The 26,276-nt window shown below is 68.5% G+C and carries 24 protein-coding genes; 6 read left to right on the forward strand and 18 right to left on the reverse strand.

The window, feature by feature from the left end; translation table 11 throughout:
• Nucleotides 1-5: 5 nt before the first annotated feature.
• The 7 genes from ACKY0X_RS19075 to ACKY0X_RS19105 all read right to left on the reverse strand — a co-directional run bounded on the left by ACKY0X_RS19075 (nt 6) and on the right by ACKY0X_RS19105 (nt 9,614).
• On the reverse strand, nt 6-1,271 hold the full coding sequence (locus ACKY0X_RS19075; protein WP_409427298.1) for an aromatic ring-hydroxylating oxygenase subunit alpha: 1,266 nt from the start codon (nt 1,269-1,271) through the stop codon (nt 6-8).
• 132 nt (nt 1,272-1,403) lie between these two features.
• Complete coding sequence (gene purF / locus ACKY0X_RS19080) at nt 1,404-2,921, reverse strand: amidophosphoribosyltransferase (protein WP_409427299.1); 1,518 nt, start codon at nt 2,919-2,921, stop codon at nt 1,404-1,406.
• A gap of 51 nt (nt 2,922-2,972) precedes the next feature.
• Nucleotides 2,973-3,377 (reverse strand): sterol carrier family protein, encoded by a 405-nt coding sequence (locus ACKY0X_RS19085; RefSeq protein ID WP_409427300.1) that lies wholly within the window; start codon nt 3,375-3,377, stop codon nt 2,973-2,975.
• A gap of 3 nt (nt 3,378-3,380) precedes the next feature.
• Nucleotides 3,381-4,223 carry an alpha/beta fold hydrolase gene (locus tag ACKY0X_RS19090; protein WP_409427301.1) on the reverse strand — a complete coding sequence of 281 codons (843 nt, stop codon included), beginning with the start codon at nt 4,221-4,223 and terminating at the stop codon, nt 3,381-3,383.
• Nucleotides 4,224-4,270: 47 nt separating this feature from the next.
• Nucleotides 4,271-5,974, reverse strand: a complete 1,704-nt coding sequence (locus ACKY0X_RS19095) for an alpha/beta hydrolase (RefSeq protein ID WP_409427302.1) — start codon at nt 5,972-5,974, stop codon at nt 4,271-4,273.
• Between the two features lie 12 nt (nt 5,975-5,986).
• On the reverse strand, nt 5,987-8,257 hold the full coding sequence (gene purL / locus ACKY0X_RS19100; RefSeq protein ID WP_409429702.1) for a phosphoribosylformylglycinamidine synthase subunit PurL: 2,271 nt from the start codon (nt 8,255-8,257) through the stop codon (nt 5,987-5,989).
• An 88-nt stretch (nt 8,258-8,345) separates the two neighbouring features.
• Entirely contained in the window at nt 8,346-9,614 is a 1,269-nt protein-coding gene (locus ACKY0X_RS19105) for a M18 family aminopeptidase (protein WP_409427303.1), read from the reverse strand.
• On the opposite strand from ACKY0X_RS19105, the gene ACKY0X_RS19110 reads away from it, so the two are divergent.
• Nucleotides 9,613-10,686, forward strand: a complete 1,074-nt coding sequence (locus ACKY0X_RS19110; RefSeq protein ID WP_409427304.1) for a Dyp-type peroxidase — start codon at nt 9,613-9,615, stop codon at nt 10,684-10,686. The genes ACKY0X_RS19105 and ACKY0X_RS19110 overlap by 2 nt on opposite strands.
• Nucleotides 10,683-11,480, forward strand: a complete 798-nt coding sequence (locus ACKY0X_RS19115; protein WP_409427305.1) for a family 1 encapsulin nanocompartment shell protein — start codon at nt 10,683-10,685, stop codon at nt 11,478-11,480. The genes ACKY0X_RS19110 and ACKY0X_RS19115 overlap by 4 nt, the downstream gene beginning before the upstream one ends.
• 3 nt (nt 11,481-11,483) lie before the next feature.
• Here ACKY0X_RS19115 and purQ read toward each other — a convergent pair whose 3' ends face one another.
• Together purQ and purS are read right to left on the reverse strand one after the other, a co-directional pair.
• The gene (gene purQ / locus ACKY0X_RS19120; RefSeq protein ID WP_065040970.1) at nt 11,484-12,158 is read right to left on the reverse strand and encodes a phosphoribosylformylglycinamidine synthase subunit PurQ; all 675 of its coding nucleotides are present in this window, start codon (nt 12,156-12,158) and stop codon (nt 11,484-11,486) included.
• Nucleotides 12,155-12,394 carry a phosphoribosylformylglycinamidine synthase subunit PurS gene (gene purS / locus ACKY0X_RS19125; RefSeq protein ID WP_409427306.1) on the reverse strand — a complete coding sequence of 80 codons (240 nt, stop codon included), beginning with the start codon at nt 12,392-12,394 and terminating at the stop codon, nt 12,155-12,157. The genes purQ and purS overlap by 4 nt, the downstream gene beginning before the upstream one ends.
• 86 nt (nt 12,395-12,480) lie before the next feature.
• On the opposite strand from purS, the gene ACKY0X_RS19130 reads away from it, so the two are divergent.
• The gene (locus ACKY0X_RS19130; RefSeq protein ID WP_409427307.1) at nt 12,481-13,119 is read left to right on the forward strand and encodes an MBL fold metallo-hydrolase; all 639 of its coding nucleotides are present in this window, start codon (nt 12,481-12,483) and stop codon (nt 13,117-13,119) included.
• A gap of 91 nt (nt 13,120-13,210) precedes the next feature.
• Here the strand turns inward: ACKY0X_RS19130 and ACKY0X_RS19135 are convergent, their stop codons facing one another.
• The 6 genes from ACKY0X_RS19135 to ACKY0X_RS19160 form a co-directional block, all read right to left on the reverse strand.
• A complete protein-coding gene (locus ACKY0X_RS19135) occupies nt 13,211-14,866 on the reverse strand; it encodes an FAD-binding dehydrogenase (RefSeq protein WP_409427308.1) in 1,656 nt (551 codons plus the stop codon).
• A 19-nt stretch (nt 14,867-14,885) separates the two neighbouring features.
• Complete coding sequence (locus tag ACKY0X_RS19140) at nt 14,886-15,599, reverse strand: DUF2334 domain-containing protein (protein WP_409427309.1); 714 nt, start codon at nt 15,597-15,599, stop codon at nt 14,886-14,888.
• A 61-nt stretch (nt 15,600-15,660) separates the two neighbouring features.
• A complete protein-coding gene (locus ACKY0X_RS19145) occupies nt 15,661-17,004 on the reverse strand; it encodes a DUF2254 domain-containing protein (protein WP_409427310.1) in 1,344 nt (447 codons plus the stop codon).
• Complete coding sequence (locus ACKY0X_RS19150; RefSeq protein ID WP_409427311.1) at nt 17,004-17,492, reverse strand: glutathione peroxidase; 489 nt, start codon at nt 17,490-17,492, stop codon at nt 17,004-17,006. The genes ACKY0X_RS19145 and ACKY0X_RS19150 overlap by 1 nt, the downstream gene beginning before the upstream one ends.
• Nucleotides 17,493-17,502: 10 nt before the next feature.
• The gene (locus tag ACKY0X_RS19155) at nt 17,503-19,620 is read right to left on the reverse strand and encodes a S9 family peptidase (protein ID WP_409427312.1); all 2,118 of its coding nucleotides are present in this window, start codon (nt 19,618-19,620) and stop codon (nt 17,503-17,505) included.
• The gene (locus ACKY0X_RS19160; RefSeq protein WP_409427313.1) at nt 19,617-20,513 is read right to left on the reverse strand and encodes a phosphoribosylaminoimidazolesuccinocarboxamide synthase; all 897 of its coding nucleotides are present in this window, start codon (nt 20,511-20,513) and stop codon (nt 19,617-19,619) included. Before ACKY0X_RS19160 ends, ACKY0X_RS19155 begins: the two co-directional genes overlap by 4 nt.
• Nucleotides 20,514-20,667: 154 nt before the next feature.
• Here ACKY0X_RS19160 and ACKY0X_RS19165 point away from each other — a divergent pair, with 154 nt between their 5' ends.
• Together ACKY0X_RS19165 and ACKY0X_RS19170 are read left to right on the forward strand one after the other, a co-directional pair.
• On the forward strand, nt 20,668-21,303 hold the full coding sequence (locus tag ACKY0X_RS19165) for a hypothetical protein (RefSeq protein WP_409427314.1): 636 nt from the start codon (nt 20,668-20,670) through the stop codon (nt 21,301-21,303).
• A 62-nt stretch (nt 21,304-21,365) separates the two neighbouring features.
• Nucleotides 21,366-22,232 (forward strand): type IV toxin-antitoxin system AbiEi family antitoxin domain-containing protein, encoded by an 867-nt coding sequence (locus ACKY0X_RS19170; protein WP_409427315.1) that lies wholly within the window; start codon nt 21,366-21,368, stop codon nt 22,230-22,232.
• 32 nt (nt 22,233-22,264) lie between these two features.
• On the opposite strand, the gene ACKY0X_RS19175 is transcribed toward ACKY0X_RS19170, so the two are convergent.
• Genes ACKY0X_RS19175 through ACKY0X_RS19185 form a run of 3 tightly spaced genes read right to left on the reverse strand, consistent with a single transcriptional unit; the run spans nt 22,265 to nt 25,500 of the window.
• Nucleotides 22,265-23,488: a cytochrome P450 gene (locus tag ACKY0X_RS19175; protein ID WP_409427316.1), complete on the reverse strand. Its 1,224-nt coding sequence runs from the start codon at nt 23,486-23,488 to the stop codon at nt 22,265-22,267.
• A gap of 5 nt (nt 23,489-23,493) precedes the next feature.
• Nucleotides 23,494-24,912, reverse strand: coding sequence for an adenylosuccinate lyase (gene purB, locus ACKY0X_RS19180; RefSeq protein ID WP_409427317.1), 1,419 nt, complete (start codon nt 24,910-24,912; stop codon nt 23,494-23,496).
• Between the two features lie 6 nt (nt 24,913-24,918).
• Nucleotides 24,919-25,500: a hypothetical protein gene (locus ACKY0X_RS19185; RefSeq protein ID WP_409427318.1), complete on the reverse strand. Its 582-nt coding sequence runs from the start codon at nt 25,498-25,500 to the stop codon at nt 24,919-24,921.
• Nucleotides 25,501-25,578: 78 nt separating this feature from the next.
• On the opposite strand from ACKY0X_RS19185, the gene ACKY0X_RS19190 reads away from it, so the two are divergent.
• Nucleotides 25,579-26,253, forward strand: coding sequence for a TetR/AcrR family transcriptional regulator (locus tag ACKY0X_RS19190; protein WP_409427319.1), 675 nt, complete (start codon nt 25,579-25,581; stop codon nt 26,251-26,253).
• The last annotated feature ends 23 nt before the right edge of the window (nt 26,254-26,276 follow it).

The raw sequence follows: 26,276 nt of genomic DNA on the forward strand, positions 1-26,276 counted from the left end.
ATCCCTCATACCTCGGCCGTGGCGCGCTCGTGTTCGGCGATCCACGCGGCGGTCTCGGCGTGAAAGTGCCGGATCAGCACCTCCTGGTCGTTGAGCAGGAAGCGGTCCACCACCCCGGTGCCGATCATCGTGTGGGTGGCCTCCAAGGTGCTGGCGTCCTGCAGCCCGTACTCCTTGAACGACACCGCCGCGAGTTCTTGCGCGACCCGCTCGCGAGGAGTCCGCGGCTGCGGAAAGTACAGTGTCCCTTCGAAAATGTGCGAGTCGTGCCCCGTCGGCCAGTAATGGTAGGTCAGATACCAGCCCTGACCCCAGAACACGATCGTGAAGTTAGGGAAGATCTGAAACGAATCCAAGCCCCACGGATCGCATTTCGCGGGATTGAGGCCGTCGGGCATCGGGCCGATATCCGGCGGATCCCACGGCCCGAAAAGCCCGCTCCGGCAGATATCCTCGATCGGCTTACGCATCTCCGACGACATCTCCCAGGCCCGAACACCTGAGGTGCTCACCAGGCGGTGCGGGCCCTCGATCTGATAGTGCGGCGCCTCGAAACCGGCCTGTTCGGCCGCCACCCGAAAGGCCGTCGGCGTCTGGTTCCCGTGCAGCACCGGCGCGTGATAGAACTCCTGGAACGCGTCGAGGAACAGCTTCCAGTTGGAGTTGACCGACGAGCGGTATTGCCATCGCGATGTCATCTGCCCGAAGGGGTAGCCGTCCAACGCCGTAACCATGGGCCCGAGGAATTCGCGCAGCGACTGCTCCGGGGTGGCGGCGAAGTTGACGAAGATGAATCCTTCCCAGACGTCACAGTGCACGGCGACCAAGCCGTAGCGACTCTTGTCGAGGTCGAAGAACTCTTCCTCCTGCTGAACGAAGGCCAGATTGCCATCCAAGTCGTAGCGCCAGGCGTGGTACTTGCAGGTGAACTGGCGGCAGGTCCCGCTCGCCTCCTCCAGCGGCATGGTGTCCCACACCAGCTTGTTGCCGCGGTGCCGACAAACGTTGTGATACGCCTTGATCTCGCCAGATCCGTTTCGCACCAGGATGATCGAGGTGTTGACCACCTTGAGTTCCCGGGTGAAATAGCTGCCCTTCCGCGGAACCTGCTCTACCCGACCGACATTCAGCCAGGCCCGCCGGAAGATCGCCGCGCGTTCCTTCTCGTAGACATCGGGACTGATGGAATCGCGGTACGACACCGGTTCGGTACCGAGCTCGGGATAGTGCTGAGTCCAACTGCCCTCGGGCGGCTTGGGAAAACGCGCCACAACCACTCCTGTCCTCACGCCGGGTCACGAGTCTCGTTGGCGCCGACGCTATCGAGCGGCATGTTCAGTGTCAAGTAGTTGATACTTGGGCTTGAAGTCAGCCTCAGGAGTTCCTGAAGGACTGACTTCGGGTTAGGACGGGCTCAGCGCGGCGTCGTTGTCGCTCTCGGCTTTGCGCGCGGTGTTGCTCAACATCTGTTCGACGACGTTCTTGCCCAGGGCACTGTCGTCGGGCAGCTCGATCGGGTAGCTGCCGTCGAAACAGGCGCAGCACAACCGCGATTTGGGCTGCTCGGTGGCCGCAATCATGTCTTCCTGGCTGACATAGCCGAGACTGTCGGCGCCGATGGCGCGCCGCACCGCTTCGACCATCTCGGCCTCGTCCTCGACGGCGTTGGCGATCAGCTCGGCCGGCGAGGCGAAGTCGATGCCGTAGAAGCACGGCCACTTCACCGGCGGGGAGGCGATCCGCACGTGCACCTCGACGGCACCGGCCTCGCGCAGCATCCGCACCAGGGCGCGCTGGGTGTTGCCCCGCACGATCGAATCATCGACGACGATCAGCCGCTTGCCGCGGATGATCTCCCGCAGCGGGTTGAGCTTCAGCCGGATACCGAGCTGACGGATGGTCTGCGACGGCTGGATGAAGGTCCGCCCGACATAGGCGTTCTTGGTCAGGCCCTGTCCGTAGTCGATCCCGGACTCCTGGGCGTAGCCCACCGCGGCGGGAATGCCGGACTCCGGCACGCCGATGACCAGGTCGGCCTCCACCGCATGCTCGCGGGCCAGCCGCCGGCCGATCTCCACCCGGGTGGCGTGCACCGACCGGCCGCCAATGGTGCTGTCCGGCCGGGCCAGGTAGACGTACTCGAAGACGCACCCCTTCGGGGTGGGGTTGGCGAACCGGGTGGAGCGCACCCCGTCGGCGTCGATCGCCAGCAGCTCGCCGGGTTCGATGTCGCGGACGAACGAGGCTCCCACGATGTCCAGCGCCGCGGTCTCCGAGGCCACCACCCAGCCGCGGTCGAGCCGGCCCAGCGACAGCGGCCGCACGCCCCACGGGTCGCGGGCCGCGTACAGGGTGTTCTCGTCCATGAAGGTCAGGCAGAACGCACCACGCGCCGTCGGCAGCAGTTCCAGTGCCGCCTGCTCCAAGGAGGTGTCGGCGGCGCCGTGCGCCAGCAACGCGCCCAGGATGTCGGAGTCGGTGGTGGCCACGCCGGGACGGCGGGTGTCGATCAGACCCAATTCACGGGCCCGGCCGGCCAGTTCGGCGGTGTTGACCAGGTTGCCGTTGTGGCCCAGCGCCACGCCGGTGCCGGCGGCGGTGTTGCGGAACACCGGCTGGGCGTTCTCCCAGGTGGTGTCGCCGGTGGTGGAGTAGCGGCAGTGCCCGACCGCCACGTGCCCGGGCATCGCCAACAGCGTCTGCTCCTCGAACACCTGGCTGACCAAGCCCAGGTCTTTGAAGACCAGCACCTGCGACCCGTCGCCGACGGCGATGCCGGCGGCCTCCTGGCCACGGTGTTGCAGCGCATACAGGCCGTAATAAGTGAGCTTCGCTACTTCTTCGCCGGGAGCCCAAACTCCGAAGACGCCGCACTCCTCGCGGGGTGCATTCTCAAGGTCTACTACCTGCTGGTCCGGCACGTTTCAGCTGCTCCAAGGGGACGGGCCACAGTGACGACGTTCAGTCTACGGTCAACATGCGTCAAGTTTCACCAACGGCAACCAATCGGTGATCTCGCCGGCTCGGGAACCCGACAATCGCAGTTTTCCGGCCGCGGTCGCCTCGCCGGTCTCCAGTAGCCCGGCGGCCAGCAGCAGCCAGCTGCGCGGATCGGTCTCGACCACGTTGGGCGGGGTGCCGCGGGTGTGCCGCGGCCCGGCGATGCACTGCACGGCGACGAACGGCGGGATTCGCACCTCGACGCTGGCACCGGGGGCCAGCTCGGCCAGGGTGCGCGCGGTCAGACGGACCGCGGCGGCCAACTCTGTCCGATCCGGGGCGGGCAGCGTCTCGTCGCGCAGCCACGCCGCGAGCGCCAGCACGGCTGCGCGAGTCTGCGCCGGGTCAGGCTGTGAATGTGAGCGGGCGGCGGCCATGGCTCAGTCGATGGGGTGCGCGGCGAACCAGTCCAGCAGCAGGTCGGCGAGCCGGTCCGGCTCGGTGTCGGGGATCCAGTGTGAGACGCCAGCCATGACCTCGAAGCGGTAGTCCGCGTCGACATAGCGGGCGGTGTTGCGCGCCGCCTTGGGCTTGAGCGCGATGTCGTCGTCGCTCCAGACGTACATCGTCGGCACCGAGATCCGCTGGTTGCTGTCGCGCAGATTCGACAGCGGCAGGCCTCGGTACCAATTGAGCCCGCCGGTCAGCGCGCCCGGCTCGATCATGCCCTGCGCATCCCGTTCGGCCGCGGCCGAACTCTGCCCGCTTCGCCGCAGAGCCCTGGCGGCGACGGCGCCATTCCCGCGCGTGAGCAACCACTCCGGCAGCCACGGCAGCTGGAAGAACCCCATGTACCACGACGCCAGACCCTGGCGGCTGGTGACAAACGACTTCAGGAAGGCAGCGGGGTGCGGTACCGACACCGGCGACACTGTGGCGAGCCGCTCGGGCAGTTCGGCCGCCACTCCCCACGCCACCGCGGCACCCCAGTCGTGGCCCACCAGGTGCACGCGCTGCGCGCCACTGGCGTCGATCAGCGCGCCGATGTCGGCGACGAGTTCGGACATGCGATAGTCGCGGCGCCGCGGCGGCCGGGCACCGGGTGAATAGCCGCGCTGGTTGGGCGCCAGGCATCGGTAGCCCGCGGCGGTGAGCCGGTCGATGACGGCGTTCCAGCTGTCGTTTCGCTGCGGGAAGCCGTGCAGCAGCACCACAACGGGCCCGTCGGGCGGCCCAGCGTCGCGAACGTCGAAAACTAGGCCGTCACGGGTGTAGCGCTGCATGGGTTGAAGCATCCCGCATGTCACGGTTCGGCGGTACCCGGGCCCAGCTACTGGCCCCGCAGCGCCGCGCGCACCCGCTCGGTGTCAGCCGGCGTCCAGCCGTCGGGCGGAACCACCGCCACCCACCCGTCCAGGATCGTGTCGGCGTAGTTGTGGCCGTGCCCCGCGGGCATCTGCTCACCGTGGAACAGGTCGGCGGTGACCTGCCAGAACGTCACCACCGGGTACCAGCGCATGGATGCGGTGCGGTCCGGGCCGGGCGGTTCGGTCAGCCAGTCCGGCCGCGCGAACAGCAGGTCGGTCGACCACCACACCACCGGGTCGGAGGCGTGCTGCAGGAACAGCACCCGGGTGCCGTCCCACGGCGGCGCGGCGATCCGGGCGATCTCGGCCGGCACCGTGCCCTGCGAGAACCGCACCGTGCGACCGTTGTCGTAGCGGGGCAACACGGCGGTGCTGCCGGGGTCGCGCCGCACCAGCAATGCGTGCCAGAGCGGGCTGGCTTGCGGCGGCCCCACCCACAGCACGGACTCGTAGCCCATGTCGGCGATGTCTGGCAGCCAGTCGAACGCGGCCTGCCCGGCCATCGATCCCAGGCTCTCGCCGTAGAGCACCAGCTTGGGCCGCTGCCCTACCGGAAGACCTCGCCACCGCTCGGCGATGGTGCGCACCAGCAGCCGTCCCGAATCCATCGACTTGCGCTGGTCGGCCAAAAAAGAGATCCAACTCGGCAGGTAGGAGTACTGGACGCCCACGATCGCGGTGTCGCCGTTGTAGAGCATCTCCAGCGCATCGGCCGCGGCCGGGTCGACCCATCCGGTGCCGGTGGTGGGCACCACGACCAACACCTGACGGTCGAAGGCGTGGGTGCGGTCTAGTTCGTCGAGCAGCAGCTGCATTCGCGCCTGGTCGTCGCCGGCGCTGTGCAGCCCGGCATACACCCTGATGGGTTCGCGGGCGGGCCGTCCGTTGATGCGGGTGAGCTCGGCGGCGTGCAGTCCCCCGGCGACGAAGCTGCGGCCCTGACTGCCCAGGCTGGCCCAGGGGGCCAACGAGTCAGGGCTGCCGGATCGCTCCGGTTGCAGGGGCTGGATCGTTCCGGCCACGGTGGCGCTGTCCTCGGGCTGGAACACCGCGCTGGCGCCGGCGAAGAAACCGCGGATCAGCACGCCGTTGATCAACATGGTGAGCAGTACGACGACGATCGCGCTGCCGATGAACATGGCGACCTCGCGGTGCAGGTGCCACCGCCGGATCAAGGCCCGCGCCAGCAGCCGACTGGCGTCGATCAGCACTCGCACCGTGGCAACCAGCGCGGCCGCGACCCCGATCGCCACCCCGAGGGTGCGCAGGTAGCCCAGTGTTGCCGGGCCTTCGATGCCCAGCAGCTCAGAGACCTGGCGCTGCCAGCCGGCGGCCGGGATCAGCATCAGAACGCACGCGGCCGGGGCCGCCACCACCACCGTTGCCTTGAGGGCGAGCAACGCCGGGCGCGGGGGCGGCCACCAGCTGGCGCCGCGCAGAAGGAACCATTCCACCGTGGCGCCGATCAGCACGCCCAACCCGTAGCCGAAGGCCGCGTTGATCCCGCCGATCAGCCCCTGAAACACCCAGTCGCGCGGCAACAGCGACGGGGTCAGCGACAGGCAGAAGAACAGCGCACCGAACGCCACCCCGACGAACTTCAGCCGCAGCAGACTCCACGCCCACACCAGCAGCGGGTGTTTCGCCGTTGCCTCGGCCGTTTCCATGCCGCTGGGGCTTTATCCGAACAGCCCCGGCAGCACCGCTTCGGAGGTGCTGCGCAGTTCGGTCAGCGACACGCTGAACTGGCCCTGGACCTCGATCTCCTGTGAAGCCTGGTCCACCACGCCGACACGGGTGGCCGGCAGGCCGCGTGCCTCGCACATCGACCGCAGTCGGCTCTCCTCGGTGCGCGGCACCGCCACCAGCACCCTGCCCGCCGACTCGGAGAACAGGAACACGAACGGGTCGGCGTCTTCGGGAAGCAAGATGCGGCAACCGGTTTCCCCGGCGATCGACGACTCGACCACGGCCTGGATCAGCCCGCCTTCGCTCAAGTCGTGGGCAGCCGAGACCAGGCCGTCGCGCGATGCCGCGCTCAGCACCTCGGCGAGCAGCTGCTCGCGTTCCAGATCGACCTTCGGCGGCAGTCCGCCCAGGTGATCGCCGGTCACCTGCGCCCAGATGGACCCGTCGAACTCGTCGCGGGTGTCGCCGAGCAGGATCAGCGTCTCGCCCGGTTCGACACCGAATGCCGTCGGAATGCGGCGGCCGACATCATCGATGACCCCGAGCACCCCGACCACCGGGGTGGGGTGGATCGGGGTGGCGCCGGTCTGGTTGTAGAAGCTCACATTGCCGCCGGTTACCGGAATCCCCAGTGCCGCACAGCCATCGGCCAGACCGCGAACGGCCTCGGCGAACTGCCACATCACCCCGGGGTCTTCCGGAGAACCGAAGTTCAGGCAGTTGGTGACGGCGATCGGCGTGGCGCCGGTGACGGCCACGTTGCGGTAGGCCTCCGCCAGCGCCAGCTGCGCCCCGGTGTAGGGGTCGAGTTTGGTGTAACGACCGGAGGCGTCGGTGGAGATGGTGATCCCGCGCCCGGAGGCCTCGTCGATGCGCAGCATCCCGCCGTCGGCGTGCTCGGCCAGCACGGTGTTGCCGCGCACGTAGCGGTCGTACTGTTCGGTGATGAATGCCCGGCTGCACAGGTGCGGGCTGCCCAGCAGCGCAAGCAGAGTCGCGCGCAGCTCCTCCCCGGTGGCCGGCCGCGGCAGCTTGTCCGAGCGATCGGCGTTCAGCGCATCCTGTGTCTCGGGGCGCGCAACCGGGCGCTGATAGATCGGGCCTTCGTGGGCCACGGTGCGCGGCGGCACGTCGACGACGGTCTCGCCGTGCCAGGTGATCTGCAACCGGTCGCCATCGGTCACCTCACCGATCACGGTGGCGAGCACGTCCCACTTGGCGCAGACCGCCATGAAGGCGTCCACGTTCTCCGGGGCGACCACGGCGCACATGCGCTCCTGTGACTCGCTGGACAACACCTCGGCCGGACTCATGTTCGCCGCGCGCAGCGGCACCTTGTCCAGCTGAATCGCCATGCCACCGTCGCCGGCCGATGCCAACTCCGAAGTCGCACACGACAATCCAGCACCACCGAGATCCTGGATGCCAACCACCAGCTTGGCGGCGTACAGCTCCAGGCAGCACTCGATGAGCACCTTCTCGGTGAACGGGTCGCCGACCTGAACCGACGGAAGCTTCTTGCGGCCTGCGCCGCTCTCATCCCCGCCGAAGGTGTCCGACGCCAGCACCGACACCCCACCGATGCCGTCCAGGCCGGTACGCGCCCCGAACAGGATGATCTTGTTGCCGGCACCGGAGGCGAACGCCAGGTGCAGGTCTTCCTTCTTCAGCACGCCGACACACAGCGCGTTGACCAGCGGGTTGCCCGCGTAGCAGGGGTCGAAGATGGTTTCGCCGCCGATGTTGGGCAGCCCGAGGGAGTTGCCGTAGCCGCCGATGCCACGCACCACCCCGTCGAGCACCCGGCGGGTGTCGGGGGCGTCGGCGGCGCCGAAACGCAGCTGGTCCATCACCGCGACCGGGCGTGCGCCCATCGCCATGATGTCGCGCACGATGCCGCCCACCCCGGTGGCCGCGCCCTGGTACGGCTCGACATAGGACGGGTGGTTGTGCGACTCCACCTTGAAGGTGACCGCCCAGCCGTCGCCGATGTCGACCACACCGGCGTTCTCGCCGATGCCGGCCAGCATGGCCTTGCGCATCTCGTCGGTGGTGGTCTCACCGAAGTAGCGCAGGTGCACCTTGGAGGACTTGTAGGAGCAGTGCTCGCTCCACATCACCGAGTACATGGCGAGCTCGGCGTCGGTGGGGCGGCGGCCCAGGATGTCGCGGATGCGCTGGTACTCGTCGTCCTTGAGACCCAACTCGGCGAACGGTTGCGGGTGCTCGGGCGTTGCAGCGGCGTGTTCGACGGTGTCCAGCGTGGTCGGGGGCGTCACGGGCACAGTCTATGGCACCGATTTCGGCGCGATTGCGACCGCTCAGCGGGAGCAATCGCGCCGAAATCGCTCAGTCCGGCGCCAGGAATGCCGTCAGGGCCGCCGCGTAGGAGGTCACGTCGCGTGCACCCATCAATTCCCGTGCCGAATGCATGGCCAGCTGCGGAGCGCCCACGTCAACGGTGGGGATCCCGGTGCGTGCGGCGCTCATCGGGCCGATGGTCGAGCCGCAGGGCAGGTCGGCCCGATGCTCGTAGCGCTGCAGCGCCACCCCGGCCGCCTCGCAGGCCAATGCAAACGTCGCGGCGGTGCGGCCGTCGGTGGCGTAGCGCAGGTTGGGCTGCACCTTGAGCACCGGGCCGGCATTGACCGCGATCTGATGGCACGGTTCGTGACGGTCCGGGTAGTTCGGGTGGGTGGCGTGCGCCATGTCCGCCGAGGCCAGCGTGGAGCCGGTCAGCCGGCGCAGGAAGTCCTCCCGGTCGCCGCCGGCGGCCAGGGTGATCCGCTCCAGCACGGTTAGCAGCAGATCGGACTGGGCGCCGTGATCCGACGTCGATCCGACCTCCTCGTGGTCGAACAGCACCAGCACCGGCAGGTAGCGGCCCGGCCTGGCGGCGATCAGGGCTTCCAGGCCGGCGTAGCAGCTGGCCTGGTTGTCCAGCCGCGGCGCGCTGACGAATTCCTGGCCCAGCCCGGTCACCGCCGACGGCGCCAGGTCGTGGGTCATCAGGTCGAACCCCAGCACGTCGCGCGGTTCCACGCCGGCACCGTCGGCCACGTAGCCGAGGAAGTCCGGGGACCGGCCGTCGCCCCAGACCGCGTTGACGTGGCGCTGCGGATCCAGCTTGACCGCGGCGCGGTCGTCGGCCAGGTGGATGGCCAGCTGCGGCACCCGCAGGATCGGCTCGTCGATACGGACCAGGTGGTGGCTGATGCCGGAGCTTTCGGCACCGCTGCGCACCGAGAGCCGGCCGCTGATCCCCAGGTCGCGGTCCAGCCAGGAGTTCAGCCAAGCGCCGCCGTAGGGCGCCAGGGCCACCATCTGCCAGCCGGCGACCTCGCGGGCTGGGTGCTGCTTGACCCGCAGGTTCGGGCTGTCGGTGTGCGCGCCGATGATCCGGAACGGGGTGGCCGGGTTCGCCCCGCTGCAGTCCCACGCGATCAGTGAACCGGCCCGGACGGTGAAATACCGCCCCGGCGCCTGCGGCCACCGGTCGGTTTCGGCGACCTCGGTGTAGGCGGCGGCTCGCAGCCGATCAGCCACCGTGGCGCAGGCGTGAAACGGCGACGGCGAGGCGTCGATGAACTCGCATAATCCGGTTGCGGTGGCCGCCATGGGGTTAAGTCTTTCGCATCCGGACGCCGATGGGGGCGTTAGGGTCGATAGCGTGCCGTCCGTTCAGCCCGTCACCGCTCCCCTGACCTGTGCGGCCATTTTTCTGGTGGCCACCATCAACGACGGCGGCGAGCAGACCGTCCACGACGCGTTGCCCGACCTGGCGGGTTTCGCCCGGGCGATCGGCTTTCGCGACCCGACCAAGCGGCTGTCGGTGGTGACCTCGATCGGCTCGGAGGCGTGGGACCGGCTGTTCGCCGGGCCCCGGCCGGCCGAACTGCATCCGTTCGTCGAGCTGACCGGCCCCCGCCACACCGCCCCGGCCACCCCGGGGGATCTGCTGTTTCACGTCAAGGGCGAGACCCTGGACGTGTGCTTCGAGCTGGCGGGGCGGATCGTCAAGGCGATGGCCGGTGCGATCACCGTGGTCGACGAGGTGCACGGCTTCCGGTTCTTCGATAATCGCGACCTGCTCGGTTTCGTCGACGGCACCGAGAACCCGGTCGACGATGAAGCGGTGGCGGCCACCGCGGTCGGTGACTCCGATCCCGACTTTGCCGGCGGCTCCTATGTGCACATCCAGAAGTACCTGCACGACATGGCCGCCTGGGAGGCGCTGCCGGTCACCGAGCAGGAACGTGTGATCGGCCGTACCAAGGCCGACGACATCGAGTTCGACGACGCGGTGAAACCGGCCAACTCGCACATCGCGCTCAATGTCATCACCGACGAAGACGGCAATGAACTGGACATCGTGCGGCACAACATGCCGTTCGGCTCGGTGGGTTCCGGCGAGTCCGGCACCTACTACATCGCCTACTCGCGGACGCCCCAAGTCACCGAGCAGATGCTGCGCAACATGTTCCTCGGCGATCCGCCGGGCAACACCGACCGCATCCTGGACTTCTCCACCGCGGTCACCGGCGGAATGTTCTTCACCCCCACCGCCGACTTCCTCGACGGTCCGCCGCCGCTCCCGGGAGCAGCGACAGCCACCCCCTCCGAGCCCGTCGAGACCACCGGCATTCACGGCTCACTGAACATCGGCAGCCTGAAAGGAACCTCGCAATGAACAACCTGTATCGCGATCTGGCCCCGGTCACCGAAGCGGCCTGGGCCGACATCGAGCAGGAGGCGACCCGGACCTTCAAGCGGCACATCGCCGGGCGCCGGGTGGTCGACGTCAGCGAGCCGGCCGGCCCGACGGCGGCCGCGGTGGGCACCGGTCGGCTGACCGGCATCGGCGCCCCGGCCGACGGCGTCGAAGCGCATCTGCGCGACAGCAAACCGCTGGTGCGCCTGCGGGTTCCGTTCACCTTGTCGAGGGACGAGATCGACGATGTCGAGCGGGGCTCGCAGGATCCCGACTGGGACCCGGTGAAGGCCGCGGCCAAGAAGCTGGCGTTCGCCGAGGACCGGATCATCTTCGGTGGCTACCCGGGCGCCGCGGTGGAGGGCATCCGCAGTGCGAGCTCGAACCCGGAGCTGACGCTGCCGGAGGACCCGCGCGGCATCCCCGACGTGGTCAGCCAGGCGTTGTCGGCGCTGCGGCTGGCCGGGGTGGACGGCCCCTACTCGGTGCTGTTGTCCGCGGACGCCTACACCAAGGTCGCCGAGACCTCCGATCACGGCTATCCGATCCTGGAGCACCTGCGCCGGCTGGTCACCGGCGACATCATCTGGGCGCCGGCGATCGACGGTGCGTTTGTGCTGACCACCCGGGGCGGCGATTTCGACCTGCGGTTGGGCACCGACGTGTCGATCGGCTACCTGTCGCACGATGCCGAGAACGTGCAGCTCTACCTGCAGGAGACATGTACGTTCCTGTGCTACACCGCTGAGGCCGCGGTGGCGCTGACCTGCTAGAAGCTAGACCGACAGCACCGCGTCCAGCGCGGAGTAGAACAGCCCCAGGCCGTCGTCGCTGGGTCCGGTCAGGGCCTCTATCGCGTGCTCGGGGTGCGGCATCAGCCCGACCACCCGGCCGTTGGCCGAGCTCACCCCGGCGATGTCGCGCAGCGAGCCGTTGATGTTGTCGAGGTAGCGGAACACCACCCGGCCTTCGCCTTCGAGCTCGTCGAGCACCGCTTCGGAGGCCACGTAGCGGCCCTCTCCGGACTTCAGCGGCACCAGCAGGTCGGCGTCGGCGTCGAACCTGGAGGTCCAGGCCGTCGAGGTGGAGGTCACCCGCAGCCAGACGTCGCGGCAGACGAAGTGCAGGCCGGCGTTGCGGGTCAGCGCTCCGGGCAGCAGGCCGGCCTCGCACAGCACCTGGAAGCCGTTGCAGATGCCGAGCACCGGCATGCCCTGGCCGGCGGCCTTGATGACCTCGCCCATCACCGGGGCGAACCGGGCGATGGCCCCGCAGCGCAGGTAGTCACCGTAGGAGAAGCCGCCGGGCACCACCACGGCGTCGACGCCCTTGAGGTCGGCGTCGGCGTGCCAGAGGCTTACCGGCTCGGCACCGACGAACCGGACCGCGCGGGCGGCGTCGACGTCGTCGAGGGTGCCGGGGAAGGTGATGACGCCGATCCGGGCGCTCACGAGGTCTCCCGGCTGACGGTGAAGTCCTCGATCACCGTGTTGGCCAGCAGCGATTCGGCAATCTCGGCCAGCGCGGCGTCGTCGATCGAATCGTCGACCTCGAGCTCGAAGCGCTTGCCCTGCCGCACATCCGACACTCCGGAGTGTCCGAGCCGAGAAAGCGCTCCAACGATCGCCTGTCCCTGCGGGTCAAGGATCTCGGCTTTGGGCATCACGTGCACAACCACCCGGGCCACGGGTGCTCCCTACTGTCGACGGGGGAATCGGTCGGGTCAACAATACCGATGCCCGTCGGCGGAGCCGGAGAGCACAATCTTTAGGTATGCAACTGACCCACTTCGGCCATTCCTGCCTGCTCGCCGATTTCGGCGGGACCACGGTGCTGTTCGACCCCGGCAACTTCTCGCACGGCTTCGAGGGCATCACCGGTCTGGCGGCCATCCTGGTCACTCATCAGCACCCCGATCACGCCGACGTGGCGCGGCTGCCGGCACTGATCGACGCCAACCCGGGTGCCGCGCTCTACGCCGACCCGCAGACCGCCGCTCACTTGGGGCCGCCCTGGCAGGCGGTACACGTCGGGGATGCCTTCGACGTCGGGCCGCTGCGGGTGCGCGGGGTGGGCGGGCAGCACGCGGTGATCCATCCGGAGCTGCCGATGATCGACAACATCTCCTACCTGATCGGCGATGACGCGCATCCGGCCCGGTTGATGCATCCCGGCGACGCCCTGTTCGTACCCGGTGAACCGGTGGACGTGCTGGCCACCCCGGCGGCGGCGCCGTGGATGAAGATCTCCGAGGCCGTCGACTACCTGCGCGCGGTGGCGCCGCGGGCCGCGGTGCCGATCCACCAGGGCATCATCGCCACCGAGGCCCGCGGGATCTATCACGGCCGGCTGGCCGAGATGGGGCGCGCCGACTTCCAGGTGCTGCCCGAGGAGAGCGCCGTCACCTTCTAGCGCCCGGGCGCACCCTTGCGCGAGCGCGCGTGTCTGTACCGCGACACGCCGCATACGCCGTACATCTGTGCACGCTCGCGGGGAAAAGTCGTCAGGCGATATCGCCGGCGGCGCCCCGGCCGGCGGCCCGACCGGAGAAGATGCACCCGCCCAGGAAGGTGCCCTCCAGCGCCCGATAGCCGTGCACGCCGCCGCCCCCGAAACCGGCCACCTCGCCGGCCGCGTACAGCCCGTCGATCGGCTTGCCGTCCGCGCCCAGCACCCGGGAGTCCAGGTCGGTCTCCAATCCGCCCAACGTCTTCCGGGTCAGGATGTGCAGCTTGACCGCGATCAGCGGGCCGGCGGACGGATCGGTCAGCCGGTGCGGGGCCACCACCCGGCCGATCCGGTCCCCTAGGTAGGACCGGGCGCCGCGGATCGCGGTGATCTGCCCGTCCTTGCTGAATCGGTTCGCTACTTCGCGGTCGCGCGCGGTGACCTCGGCCTCGACCGTCGCGTAGTCCAAAGGCAGCACGTCGGGCAGGTCGTTCATCGCGGCGACCAGGTCACGCAGCGACGAGGCATGCACGACATCCACCCCGCGGTCGATGAACGCCTGCACCGGCGGGGGCGGCCCGGACCGGGCTCGTGACGCGGCCAGCTGACGCAGGCTACGGCCGGTCAGGTCGGGATTCTGCTCTTGACCCGACAGCGCGAATTCCTTCTCGATGATCCGCCGGTTGAGCACGAACCAGGTGTAGTCCTGACCGGAGCGGGTGATGTGCTCGAGCGTGCCCAGGGTGTCGAACCCGGGATACAGCGGCCCGGGCAGTCGTACGCCGGCGGCGTCGAGCCACAGCGGTGACGGGCCGGGGATGATGCGGATCCCGTGACCGGGCCAGATCGGGTCGTAGTTGGTGATGCCCTCGGTGTAGTGCCACATCCGGTCCCGATTGATCACCCGGCCGCCGGCCGCCTCGGTGATCCCGATCATCCGGCCGTCGACATGGGCGGGCACCCCGGCCAACAGTTGCGCGGGCACCCGGCCCATCCGCTCCGGCCAGTTCTGTTTCACCAGCTCGAGGTTGCCGCCGATGCCGCCACTGGTGACCAGCACCGCCGGAGCACGGAACTCGAACTGTCCCACCGTGTTCCGCGATGACGCCACCCCGCGTGCGGCGGCCGAGGGTTCCAGCACGCTGCCCCGCACCCCGGTCACCCGGCCGCCCTCGACGATCAGCTCGTCGACCTGGTGCCGGAAGGCGAACCGGACCTTTGAGCGGCCCCGCAGCCGGCCCGCGAAGATCTCCACCAACGCCGGCCCGGTTCCCCAGGTGATGTGGAATCGGGGCACCGAGTTGCCGTGCCCGATGGCGCCGTAACCGCCGCGCTCGGCCCAGCCCACCAGCGGAAAGACTTTCAGCCCGCGGGCCCGCAGCCAGCTGCGCTTCTCCCCCGAGGCGAAGTCCACATAAGCATGCGCCCATTGCCGCGGCCAGTGGTCGCACTCCCGGTCGAAGCCGGCGGTGCCCAACCAGTCCTGTAGCGCCAGTTCCTGACTGTCGCGGACGCCCAGCCGACGCTGCTCGGGGCTGTCGACGAAGAACAGTCCACCGAACGACCAGAACGCCTGCCCGCCCAGGTTCGCACTGTTCTCCTGGTCGACGATGAGGACACGCTGACCACGCTCCACCAGCTCGCAGGCCGCCACCAGGCCGGCCAGACCCGCCCCGACGACGATCGCGTCAGCGTCCGCCTTACCGCTCATGGCGTCCCAGGGTAACGACTCAGGCGCTCAGCTCCGAGGTCACATCGACCGGCGCCAGCGGCCAGCGGTAGCGCTCCGGCCGGCAACCGTGACCCAACGCCGTGTCCACCGCCTCCAGCATGGCCTCGGACACGCCCGGCTTTGCCAGCTGCCGCGCACTTACCGACAGCCGCACCACGCCGTCGCGGCGTGCGATGCGCTCGCTGGTGGCCACCACCATCCGGCACCACCAGGGCGCGCTGAGAAATCCCGTCCCGACGCCGATCACCCGGGCCCGCACGGTGTGGTCCAGGACCAGGTCGGTGACGCCGTGCAAACCGGCCAGGAGCCGGAAACCATTGCGCGGCAATGCCCTGACGGTGCCCGGCGACACCGTCCAGCCGGGCGCGGCGAACAGCCGGGTGCGCAGGCCCAGGTGCTCCAGGACACGGTCGGCGCCGAGCAGTCGCAAATTAGCCTCATGGGCGGCCAGCGTGGCGAACTCACCGCGGCGCTTCTTGGTAGCGGCTTCGTCGAAGCCGTGCAGCACGATCGCCGCACCGTCGGCACGCCGCTGTGTCAGCCACTCGACGGTGCCGGGGTCGCGGTCGAGCCGGTAACCGCCACCCAGTCGCGGCGCCACCAGCAGTGATACACCGACGCCGCGGGCATCCAGTTGCGCACAGAAGGCCTCGGCGTCGGCCTGGGTGTGCGCCCCGATCCCGGAGACGGAGACGATCAGTTGTCCGGTCACAACACCAGTGTGACCAGCGCAGGTGTCCACTCGGTGACGTCGAGGAAGACGTCAGATAGCGCTACGGAGTCGCCCGCCGGCGGCTGTGGTCGGCTGGATCGGTGGTGTCGGCGGCGATCGCCTTGAGCCGGGCCAGATCACGGGGATGCAGATCCGGCGCCATCTCCAGCGATTCCAGAAGCAGGTCGGTCTGTTCCCGCAGGGCGGGCAGGTGCTCGGGCCGGCCGTATTCCTTGACGTGGGCGACCAGCATCCGCAGCACCCGCAGGATCGCCGCCGCCACCATGGGCTGACTGGGCGCAACCTGGCGAAGTTGATCGAAACCGTGCCCGATGTATTCCCTGGGGTCGAGATCCCAGGGCCGCAACAGTATTCGACCATCCGGGCCGGCCACCGCCCGCGGTCGCGGCTGCACCGTCAGCACCCGGCGCAGCAGGCTGCCCACCCGCAGCGTGGCCTCCACCGCGGTGGTCGGGTCGTTGATCGCCGAGCTGAGCGCACGCAGCCCGATGTCGACCAGCTGACGGAAGGCGAAGTCGACGTCTTCCTGCATGGTGCGACTGTCACTGACTACGACGGCCCGGGACAGCTTGTCCCGCACCCGATCCGGATTGGCCGGCACCGGCCAGATGGTGACCAATGGCTGGCCCAGGTGGATGTAGGCACCGACGCGGGTATCCAACCGGATGGTGGTGCCGGCCGGGATGGCAGCCAGCAGCCGCTGAGGGTTGACCTGACTGACCCAGCCGTTGCCGGGCGAGGTCAAGCGCAATGCGTCCGGGGGAACGTCCATGTCGGCTTCGTGAGCGGGTTGCTCGTGGGCGGCGGCGGCCGCGACCGCGTCGATCACCATCGAGCCCTCGGCCGCGATCTCGCGCACCACCTGCCCGACCTCCAACCGGTGAGCCAAGTGGTCGACGTGCGCGATGATCGTGATGACGGTGGCGATCGTCAGCACGATTGCCACCGTCACCGTCAGCGGCGGCGCAGGCACCGGCGACGATCCGTCGAGATCCGGCAGGCTCAGCACGCAGTACACGAATGACGCGACCAGCAGGCCGATGACAACCTGGCTGAGCCGGTCCCGGATGAACCACCGCATCACGCGGGGCGACAGCTGCGAACTGGCCAACTGCAGGCTGACGATGGTCAGCGAGAAGATGACTCCCGCGGTGGTGATCGTCGCGCCAGCGATGGTGGATAGCAGCGTGGTGGCCACGCCGCTGTCCATCTTCAGCAGGAAGCGCGGCGACGGGCCGATGTTGCGATCCGCCACCCGGGTGATGACGGCGAGCGCCATCCCGCCGAACACGATCACCAACGGCAGCGCGAACAGGCTCTCCCGGAACCGGTAGGCCAGCGCCGCCGCCCGCACGCTGGGGAAGCGTTCCGACCGGGTATGCATCAGCCAGGCAGGACGGCTTCGATGGCGGCGATCACCTCAGGCGCGTCCGGCACCGTGGTGGGCCGGAAGCGGTTGACCACGGTGGCCCCCGGGGCGAGGAGGAACTTCTCGAAGTTCCACTGCACGTCGCCGGCGGCGCCCTCGGCGTCGGCGGCCTTGGTCAGCTCGGCATACAACGGGTGGCGGTCCGCACCGTTGACGTCGGTCTTGGCCAGCAACGGAAAGGTCACCCCGTAGGTGGTCGAGCAGAAGGTCTGGATCTCCTCGGCCGTTCCGGGCTCCTGGCCCATGAACTGGTTGCAGGGCACGCCCAGCACGGTCAGGCCGCGATCGCCGTAGTCCTGCGCGAGCTTCTCCAGCGCGCCGTACTGCGGGGTGAGTCCGCATTTGGACGCGACGTTGACCACGAGCACCGCGCGGTCGGCGTAATCGGCCAGCGAGGTGGAACGGCCGTCAAGGGTGGTCAGCGGGATTTCGGCGAGGCTCATGGCCGCGACGTTACCCGCAGCCGACAACCGCCAGCAGCCAGGCGTAGGAGAAGGCGATCTCTTTCCAGCGTTCGTAGCGCCCGGAGATCCCGCCGTGGCCGGCGTTCATCTCGGTTTTCAGCAACACCGGGTTGGCGTCGGTCTTGGTGTGCCGCAGTGCCGCGACCCACTTCGCCGGCTCGACGTAGTACACCCGGGTGTCATTCAGCGAGGTCATCGCCAGGATCGGAGGATATTCCCGCCGGGCGATGTTCTCGTACGGCGAGTAGGACTTCATGTAGAAGTAGACGTCCTTGTCGTCCAATGGGTTTCCCCACTCGTCCCATTCGATGACGGTCAGCGGCAGCGACGGGTCCAAGATGGTGGTCAGCGGGTCGACGAACGGCACCTGCGCCACCACCCCGGCGAACAGGTCCGGCGCCAGGTTGGTCACCGCCCCCATCAGCAGGCCGCCGGCGCTGCCGCCCATCGCCACCAGATGCCCGGGTCGGCAGACCCCCGCATCGATCAGGTGACGGCCCACGGCGACGAAGTCGGTGAAGCTGTTCTTCTTCTCCAGCAGCTTGCCGCGCTCGTACCACAGCCGGCCCATCTCACCGCCACCGCGAACGTGCGCTACGGCGAACACCATCCCCCGGTCCAGCAGCGACAACCGAGCGATCGAGAACTGCGGATCCTCGCATGCCTCGTAGGCCCCGTAGCCGTAAAGCAGTGTGGGAGCGGGGAGTTCGATACCGGCCCGGTGCACGATCGACACCGGGATCCGGGTGCCGTCCTCGGCGTAGGCCCAGTCGCGGTATTCGACGTAGTCGGTACTGCGGTATTCGCCCAGCACCGGTTGTTCGCGCAACAGGGTGCGTTCCCCGGTCGCAAGATCGATGTCGTAGACCCGCACCGGAGTGATGAACGACGTCGCACCGACCCGCAGTTTCGGGGCGTCCCAGTTCGGATTGGCGGCCAGACCCGACGACGTCAGCTCGGTGTCGAAGGTGATCTCCTGCGGCGATTGGAGATCACCGTCCGCGCCGATCGGCCACAGCTGGATTCGAGGCAGGCCCTCGGCGCGGTACCCGACCACCAGGTGGTGAGCGAAGGCGTCTACCGCATCGAGCCGCACGTCGTCGCGCCCGGCGATCAGGGTCTGCTGCGCGGTCGGGTCGCTCACCGGGGCCTGCACCAAGGTGAAGTTGACCGCACCGTCGTTGTGCAGCATCAGGAATTGGTCCTGGCCGCCGATGATCGCGTGCTCTACGGCGTACTCGACGCCTTCGCGGCGAGGCAGTACCACGGTGAACTCGGCGTGCGAGTCGGCCGCGTCGGCGTAGCGCACCTCGCTGGTGATCGACGAACCGGCCGCGATCAACACGTACGCGTCACTGCGGGTGCGTCCCACCGACAACCAGAACCGTTCGTCGTCCTCGTGGTAAACCTGCTCGGCGGACCCTGCGGAAGCCCCGATTCGGTGGCGCCACACCGTATCCGGGCGCCAGGCTTCGTCGACGGTCGTGTAGTAGACAGTCTGGTTGTCGGTCGCCCAGGTCACCCCGGCGCCGATCCCCGCGATCTCGTCGGGAAGCAGTTCACCGGTGGATAAATCCTTGAACCGCAGCGTGTACCGCTCGTCGCCGACGACGTCGACGGAGTAGGCCAGGATGTGGCTGTCCGGGCTCACGCTGGCGGCACCGAGCGCGAAGAAGTCGTGCCCTTCGGCCTCGGCGTTCTGGTCGAGCAGCACCTGTTCGCCGGGGATCTCGGTGGCCTCGTCGAGCTGCGGTGGATCCCAGTCATCGGGGCTGCTGATCGGGCAGCGGCAGTGGACGCCGTACTGCTTTCCCTCGAAGGTGCGCGCGTAGTACCACCAGTCGCCGCGACGGGCGGGCACCGACAGGTCGGTCTCCTTGGTGCGGGCCTTGATCTCGTCGAAAATGGCCTGCCGCAAGGGTTCCAGGTGTGCCGTGGCGGCGTCGGTGTAGGCGTTCTCGGCTTCCAGGTGGGCGATGACAGCGGGATCAGACTTGTCACGCAGCCACTCATAGGAGTCGACGAAGACGTCCCCGTGGTGAGTGCGGGTGCTGCCTACTCGCTTTGCCGAGGGAGGTCCCGGAAGCGTCTGCGACACGTCGGTCATGCTCCGGGGCCGACCCAGTCGTCGAACGAAAGACCTGAAATACGTTCGTAGGCCTCGACGTAACGGGCACGAGTCGCGGCGATGATGTCGTCCGGCAGTGCCGGGGGCGGCTGATCTCCAGAGCGGTCCCAACCGGATTCCGGGCCGGTGAGCCAGTTGCGGACGAACTGCTTGTCGAAGCTCTGCTGCACGACCCCGGCGCGGTAGTGGTCGGCCGGCCAGTACCGCGACGAGTCCGGAGTGAAGACTTCGTCGGCCAGCACCAGGTTGTCGTGTTCATCGATGCCGAACTCGAACTTGGTGTCGGCGATGATGATTCCCTTGGTCAGCGCGTGGTCGGCCGCCTGCACATAGGTCGCCAGGGTGCGATCGCGCAGCTGACCGGCGCGTACCGGTCCCACCAGGTCGATAACCTGCGCGAACGAGATGTTCTCGTCATGCTCACCGATGTCGGCCTTGGTCGCCGGGGTGAACAGCGGATTGAGGAACTTACTGGCTTCCACCAATCCGGGCGGCAAGGAGATACCGCACACCGCGCCATTGCGCTGGTAGTCCAGCAGGCCCGAGCCGGTCAGGTAGCCGCGGGCCACACACTCCACCGGCATCATCTTCAGCTGACGCACGACCAGCGCGCGGCCGAGCACCTCGTCGGGGATGCGCGGATCGTCGGGCGGCCCGGCCAGGTGATTGGGGGCATCGACGAGGTCGAAGAAGAAGACACTCATCGCGGTCAGGATGCGGCCCTTGTCCGGGATCTCGCTGTCGAGGATGTAGTCGAACGCCGAGATCCGGTCACTAGCGACGAACAGCAGATGCTGCTCATCGATCCGGTAAAGTTCGCGGACTTTGCCGCTGGCCAGGTGCTGGTAATCGGAGAGCGCGGGTCGCGACATTGCGTCAGCCTAGCGGGGACCGCAAGACCGGCGAAGCCGGGTGAAGTCCCCCGCAAGCGGGAGGTGCCCCCAGGTCACCGCCATCGGCACAGCGGGGACCGCAAGACCGGCGAAGCCGCCCGCAGCGCGCCGCCGGGTGTGTTGGGATCGGGTGATGACGTCCCGGTTGCTGCCCTACGCCACCTCCCCCGGCCGCCTACTGGCCCAACTGTTCAGCGACCTCGTCGTCGCGGCCTGGACCTCGCTCTGGGTCCTGGTCGCGCTCGCTGTCCATGGCGCGGTCACCACCATCGCCGGTGTCGGCCGGCAATTCGAGCGCGGCGCCAACGGTGTGGCCGACAGCCTGGCCTCGGCCGGCAAGAGCGCGGACCGTATCCCACTGGTCGGCGACGCCGTGAGCAAGCCACTCACCGCGGCCGGGCACGCCGCGGTCGACATCGCCGGCGCCGGCCACAACCTCGACACCACCGCCGGCTGGCTGGCCTACCTACTGGCGGTCGCGGTCGCGGCCCCGCCGATTCTGGCGGTGGCGATGCCCTGGGCCGCGTTACGGCTGCGGTTCTTCCTGCGCAAGCGGGCGGTGCTCACGCTGGCCGCCACCCCGGCCGGTGAGCAGCTGCTGGCACTGCGGGCACTGACCAACCGACCACTGGGCAAGCTGACCGCAGTCAGTCCCGACCCCGTCGGGGCCTGGCGCCACGCAGACCCCGCGGTGATCGGCGGCCTGGCCGCCCTGGAACTGCACTCCGCGGGTCTGGCCCGGCGATTTCGGCGCGGTCCCGCCCGCTGACCGGGAGGAATCGCGCCGAAATCGCAGGGAACCGCGGACGGGCCAGGCTACGTCCGACCTGTATGGACAACTATCTACGGCGTCATGACGGTGTGATCACCCGCTCGCAGGCTTTGGAGTGCGGCCTCTCCGGCTCCGCGATCGGCCGCCGACTCCAATCCGGACGCTGGCGGCGCTGCGGGCCTGGCGTGTACTTCGCCGACGATCGTCCCTTCACCACCGCCGCGCGCATCCGAGCAGCGGTGTGGAGCTATGGGCCCAATGCTGTCGCCAGCGGTTTGGCCGCGGCCTGGTGGCACCAGCTGACCACCGCCACACCGAATTTGGTCGAGGTGACGGTGCCTCGTAATTCACATGGACGGGCTCATCGAGGCACCCGGCTCAGGCGCCGGGACCTCTTTCCCGCGGATGTGGTCGAGCGCAGGGGGCTGTTGGTTACCGGGCTGGACCTGACGACAGTCGAAGCCGCTGCCCGTCGTGGAGGGGGCCCCAAGGTGATGGATACCGCCCTGCAGCGCCACACCGAACTACCCCAGCTGTGGCGGGCCCAGCTTCGAAACGCCGGCCGGCAGGGATCCCCCGCGGCCCGGCGGATGCTGCAGGCAGCGCAGAGCGGCGCGCGTTCACAGGCCGAGCGAATACTGGTCCAGCTGTTGCGTGATGCCGGCATCACTGGATGGGTGGCGAACTATCGCCTGGGCAGCTACAAGATCGACGTTGCCTTTCCCGATATCGCAGTTGCGATCGAGGTCGACGGCTGGGCTTATCACAGCGGCCCGGATGAATTCGAAGGTGACCGGGTGCGGCAGAACCAGATCGTGTTGCGCGGTTGGACAGTGCTCCGGTTTACCTGGCTGGACTTAGTCACCGCCCCGCACCGTGTCATTGCCGAGATTCAGTGGGCGATTCGGCGCGCTAATGCCCGCTGAGCGGGAGAAACCGCGCCGAAATCGCAAGGGATTCAGGGCCGCAGTTCCACCATCATGTGTCGCATCCCGGTGTGCCGGTTGCTGCGCGTCCATTCCACCGGTGCCACCACCGCCAATTCACCGAACCGGCTCAGCAGCTCCTCGTAGAGCACCCGCAGTTCCAACCGGGCCAGGTGAGCTCCCAAGCAGAAGTGGGCGCCGTGACCGAACCCGATGTGTGGGTTGGGTTTACGGGTGATGTCGAACTGATCGGGCCGGTCGAAGACCGCCGGGTCGCGGTTGGCCGAGCCCTCCCACACCAGCACCTTCTGACCGGCGTCGATGGTCTGCCCGCCCAGCCCAGTGCGCCGAGTGGCGGTGCGCCGCTTCGACGGCGCCGGTGAGGTCCAGCGCAGGATCTCCTCGATGGCGGTCGGCAGCAGATCGAAATCGCCACGCAGTAAGCGATATTGGTCGGGGTACTGCGACAGCGCCAGCAGCCCGCCGGCGATGGCGTTGCGGGTGGTCTCGGCGCCGGCGCTGAACAGCAACTGGAAGAACAGATACACCTCGAGATCGCTGAGCTCGGGGTCGGTCGAGTTGGCCACCACCGAGAGCATGTCGTCGGCGGGCTCAGCGCGCTTGGCCGCGATCAACTCCCGTCCGAAGGTGTAGACCCGGTTTCCGGCGTCCTCGATGGACAGCCGCGACACCACCGCCTTCCGTGAGCCGCGAAAGTCGAAGCTGGGCTCGATCGCCTCGAACAGCCAGTGCCGGTCGGCCTCGGGAACGCCCAACAGGATGCAGATCATCTGCATCGGCACCTCGGCGGCGATGTCGACCAGGAAGTCGAAGGGAACCCCAGGCTCGACGGCGTCGAGCAAGGCCCGCGCCCGGTGCCGCAGGTCGGTCTCAACACGGCGGATCATCCGCGGAGTCAGTCCGGAGCTGACCAACCGCCGGACCTGCGCGTGGCGTGGGTCGTCCATCATGTTCAGCAGCTGCCCGGCGATCGGCAGGTCCTGCAGCACGGTGCCGCCGAACGGCCGGTCGCCGCCGGTGACCGACGAATAGGTCTGCGCGTCGCGCAACACTTCCAGCGTCTCGGCGTGCGTGGCCACCGACCAGAAGCCATCGCCGTCGGGAGTGTGGACGGTGGGCTCGTGCCAGTACACCGGGGCGGCGCGGCGATGCAGCGCGAACAGCTCGTGCGGGAAGCCGTCGGCGAAATTGTCCAGATCCGTGAAGTCGATGCTCGCGAGCTCCTGGACTTCCATGGCGACTACAGGATCGCGCCCGGGCTGTAGGCAGCCCCGGCCGGATACCGCTCGACGAGTTCGGCCACCTCGGCCGCCACCCGGTCAACTTGGTCGGCGGCTGCGCCGGTAAAGGCCTGCCGGTCGGCGACCGCCGCATCCAGCGCGGCCCGGTCCAGCGGCAACCGGTCGTCGGCGGCCAACCGGTCCAGCAGGTCGGGTTCGGCGCCCCGCTCGCGCATCGCCAGCGCGACGGCCACCGCGTGCTCCTTGATCACCTCGTGGGCGACTTCGCGTCCCACCCCGGCACGCACCGCGGCGATCAATACCTTGGTGGTGGCCAAGAACGGCAGGTAGCGGTCCAGTTCGCGGGTGATCACCGCCGGGTAAGCCCCGAATTCGTCGAGCACGGTCAAGAAGGTCTCGGTCTGCCCGTCGACGGCGAAGAAGGCGTCGGGCAGTGCGACGCGACGCACCACCGAGCAGAAGACATCGCCCTCGTTCCACTGCGCGCCGGCCAGTTCAGCAGCCATCGAGGCATAGCCGCGCAACACCACCTGCAGCCCGTTGACCCGCTCGCAGCTGCGGGTGTTCATCTTGTGCGGCATCGCCGATGAGCCCACCTGGCCGGGCGCGAATCCTTCGGTGACCAGTTCGTGGCCGGCCATCAGGCGGATCGTCTGCGCCAGCGAGGACGGGCCGGCGCCCAGTTGCACCAACGCGGAGACCACGTCGTGGTCCAGCGAGCGGGGGTAGACCTGCCCGACGCTGGTCAGCACCTTGGAAAAGCCGAGGAACCCCGCGACGCGGCGTTCCAACTCGGCCAGCTTGGCGGTGTCGCCGTCGAACAGATCCAGCATGTCCTGCGCGGTGCCCATCGGCCCCTTGATGCCGCGCAGCGGGTAGCGGTCGATCAACTCACGCACTCGCCGCAGCGCGACCAGGGTCTCCTCGGCAGCCGAGGCGAACCGCTTACCCAACGTGGTGGCCTGCGCGGCGACGTTGTGACTGCGCCCGGCCATCACCAGGTCGCGGTAGGCCGCCGCGTGACCGACCAGGCGCGCCGCGACCGCGACCCCGTGATCGTGGACCAGCTGCAGGGACTGGCGAATCTGCAGCTGCTCGACGTTCTCGGTCAGGTCCCGGCTGGTCATGCCCTTGTGGATGTGCTCGTGACCGGCGAGGGCGTTGAACTCCTCGATACGGGCCTTGACGTCGTGGCGGGTCACCCGCTCACGGGCTGCGATCGATGCCAGGTCGACGTCACCGAGGACGGCCTCGTAGTCGGCGATCGCCTGTGCGGGCACCGGCACACCCAGCTCGGACTGGGCGCGCAGTACCGCCAGCCACAGCCGACGCTCGGCAACGATCTTGGCCTGCGGCGACCAGATGTCTGTCATGGCGGTACTGGCGTAACGGGTGGCCAGCACATTGGGAATGCTCACGAGCAGCTAGCTTACGGTCGTGCGCTCCGGTGGAGTCTGACTGGCCTGGGCAGCCGGCACGGCTTCCACGATGACCGGGCCTCGGCCTTCGGACAGCGATATCGCGGCATCGATGAGGTAATCCCCGACGACCTGGACGGCACGCCACCGGGGCACCGGTTCGCAGATGAAGGCGGGGTTGGTTCGGGTGGCCCGACGCATCACGTTCTGACATCCCTGGGCAAACTGCACCCGCTGCACTGTCACGTCGTCAGCCCGGCTGGTCAGCGGGTAGGGATTCTGGGTGTAGCGAATGCACGCACCGTTTCGGTCGATGCCGTAGCCGGCCCGCAGGCCGCCATGGGCGTCGATGGTGACCGGCCAGAAGGGCGGCGCGATGTCGAAGGAGCGCACGATCTCGCGCCGCGGCCCGACGGGGACGTGGCGGGTGAGGGATCGCGTGCGGCACCGGGTAGCGATGTCGTAGGGGCGCACCCGCTTGTTGCGCATGAGCTCTAGGAAAACATCGACCGCAATCTGAGCCGCCGGCGGCCACTCACCATGCGCGGACGCGGCGTTACCCTCGTTGACGCGGCCAACGGTCAACATAGCAGCTCCACATGTCGAGAAAAACGGACAGGCTCGTAGTCTGACACAGACTGTCGGTCGGTGAGTACGCTTTGGCCGATGAGTAACGGGAGGCCGACCCGGCGGGACATGCACGCCGAGCTCACGCGGACCGCGGTGCTCGACGCCGCCCGGACCCTTTTCGTTGCCAAGGGCTTCGAAGCGACCTCGGTCGATGAGATCGCGCAGGCATCGCACTCCAGCAAGGGTGCCGTCTACCACCACTTTCGCGACAAGCAGGCGATCTTCGCCGAGGTGTTCAGGCTCAGCCAAGCCGACGTCATGCAGGCCGTACTACCGGGCGCCCTGGAGTCCATGCCCGACGACGCCAGCCCGTGGGAACAGGCGCTGTTGGCGATCAGCGCGGTGCTGCGCTGCTACGTCCACAATCACGACGCACGGGTGTTGCTGCGGGAATCGGCCAGCGCACTGGGTTGGGACCGCAAACAGACCGTTGACGAGGAACTGGCGCTTCCGTTGCTGCGCGGCGTGCTCGGCGAGCTGATCGAGACCGGCCAGATCGTGGCCGTACCGGTCGGTATCACCGCCGAATTGCTCTACGCCCTGCTCAGCAAGACCGGGCCCATCATCGCCGCCGCCGACGATCCCGCGCAGGCGGTCAACGAGATTGAGCCGGTGCTGTTCGCATTGTTGAACGGCCTGCATCGTGAGCCGTCGCAGCCGGTGGGGGAAGCCAAACGCTTGGGTTTCGCCCGGCCGCAGACGCCCCAGTAGGGGCGCCTCGGCACCGACTGCGC

It is taken from the genome of Mycobacterium sp. SMC-11, from assembly GCF_046250095.1.
Classification (GTDB): Bacteria; Actinomycetota; Actinomycetes; order Mycobacteriales; family Mycobacteriaceae; genus Mycobacterium; species Mycobacterium heraklionense_A.

Coding starts and splice junctions, on each gene's coding strand:
- ACKY0X_RS19155 (WP_409427312.1), bottom strand. CDS start 19,620: ATGACCGACGTGTCGCAGACGCTTCCGGGACCTCCCTCGGCAAAGCGA.
- ACKY0X_RS19145 (WP_409427310.1), bottom strand. CDS start 17,004: ATGCATACCCGGTCGGAACGCTTCCCCAGCGTGCGGGCGGCGGCGCTG.
- ACKY0X_RS19110 (WP_409427304.1), top strand. CDS start 9,613: ATGGGGTTAAGTCTTTCGCATCCGGACGCCGATGGGGGCGTTAGGGTC.
- ACKY0X_RS19085 (WP_409427300.1), bottom strand. CDS start 3,377: ATGGCCGCCGCCCGCTCACATTCACAGCCTGACCCGGCGCAGACTCGC.
- ACKY0X_RS19090 (WP_409427301.1), bottom strand. CDS start 4,223: ATGCAGCGCTACACCCGTGACGGCCTAGTTTTCGACGTTCGCGACGCT.
- ACKY0X_RS19190 (WP_409427319.1), top strand. CDS start 25,579: ATGAGTAACGGGAGGCCGACCCGGCGGGACATGCACGCCGAGCTCACG.
- ACKY0X_RS19150 (WP_409427311.1), bottom strand. CDS start 17,492: ATGAGCCTCGCCGAAATCCCGCTGACCACCCTTGACGGCCGTTCCACC.
- ACKY0X_RS19115 (WP_409427305.1), top strand. CDS start 10,683: ATGAACAACCTGTATCGCGATCTGGCCCCGGTCACCGAAGCGGCCTGG.
- ACKY0X_RS19095 (WP_409427302.1), bottom strand. CDS start 5,974: ATGGAAACGGCCGAGGCAACGGCGAAACACCCGCTGCTGGTGTGGGCG.
- ACKY0X_RS19160 (WP_409427313.1), bottom strand. CDS start 20,513: ATGTCGCGACCCGCGCTCTCCGATTACCAGCACCTGGCCAGCGGCAAA.
- ACKY0X_RS19170 (WP_409427315.1), top strand. CDS start 21,366: ATGGACAACTATCTACGGCGTCATGACGGTGTGATCACCCGCTCGCAG.
- ACKY0X_RS19165 (WP_409427314.1), top strand. CDS start 20,668: ATGACGTCCCGGTTGCTGCCCTACGCCACCTCCCCCGGCCGCCTACTG.
- ACKY0X_RS19185 (WP_409427318.1), bottom strand. CDS start 25,500: ATGTTGACCGTTGGCCGCGTCAACGAGGGTAACGCCGCGTCCGCGCAT.
- ACKY0X_RS19135 (WP_409427308.1), bottom strand. CDS start 14,866: ATGAGCGGTAAGGCGGACGCTGACGCGATCGTCGTCGGGGCGGGTCTG.
- ACKY0X_RS19105 (WP_409427303.1), bottom strand. CDS start 9,614: ATGGCGGCCACCGCAACCGGATTATGCGAGTTCATCGACGCCTCGCCG.
- ACKY0X_RS19175 (WP_409427316.1), bottom strand. CDS start 23,488: ATGGAAGTCCAGGAGCTCGCGAGCATCGACTTCACGGATCTGGACAAT.
- ACKY0X_RS19130 (WP_409427307.1), top strand. CDS start 12,481: ATGCAACTGACCCACTTCGGCCATTCCTGCCTGCTCGCCGATTTCGGC.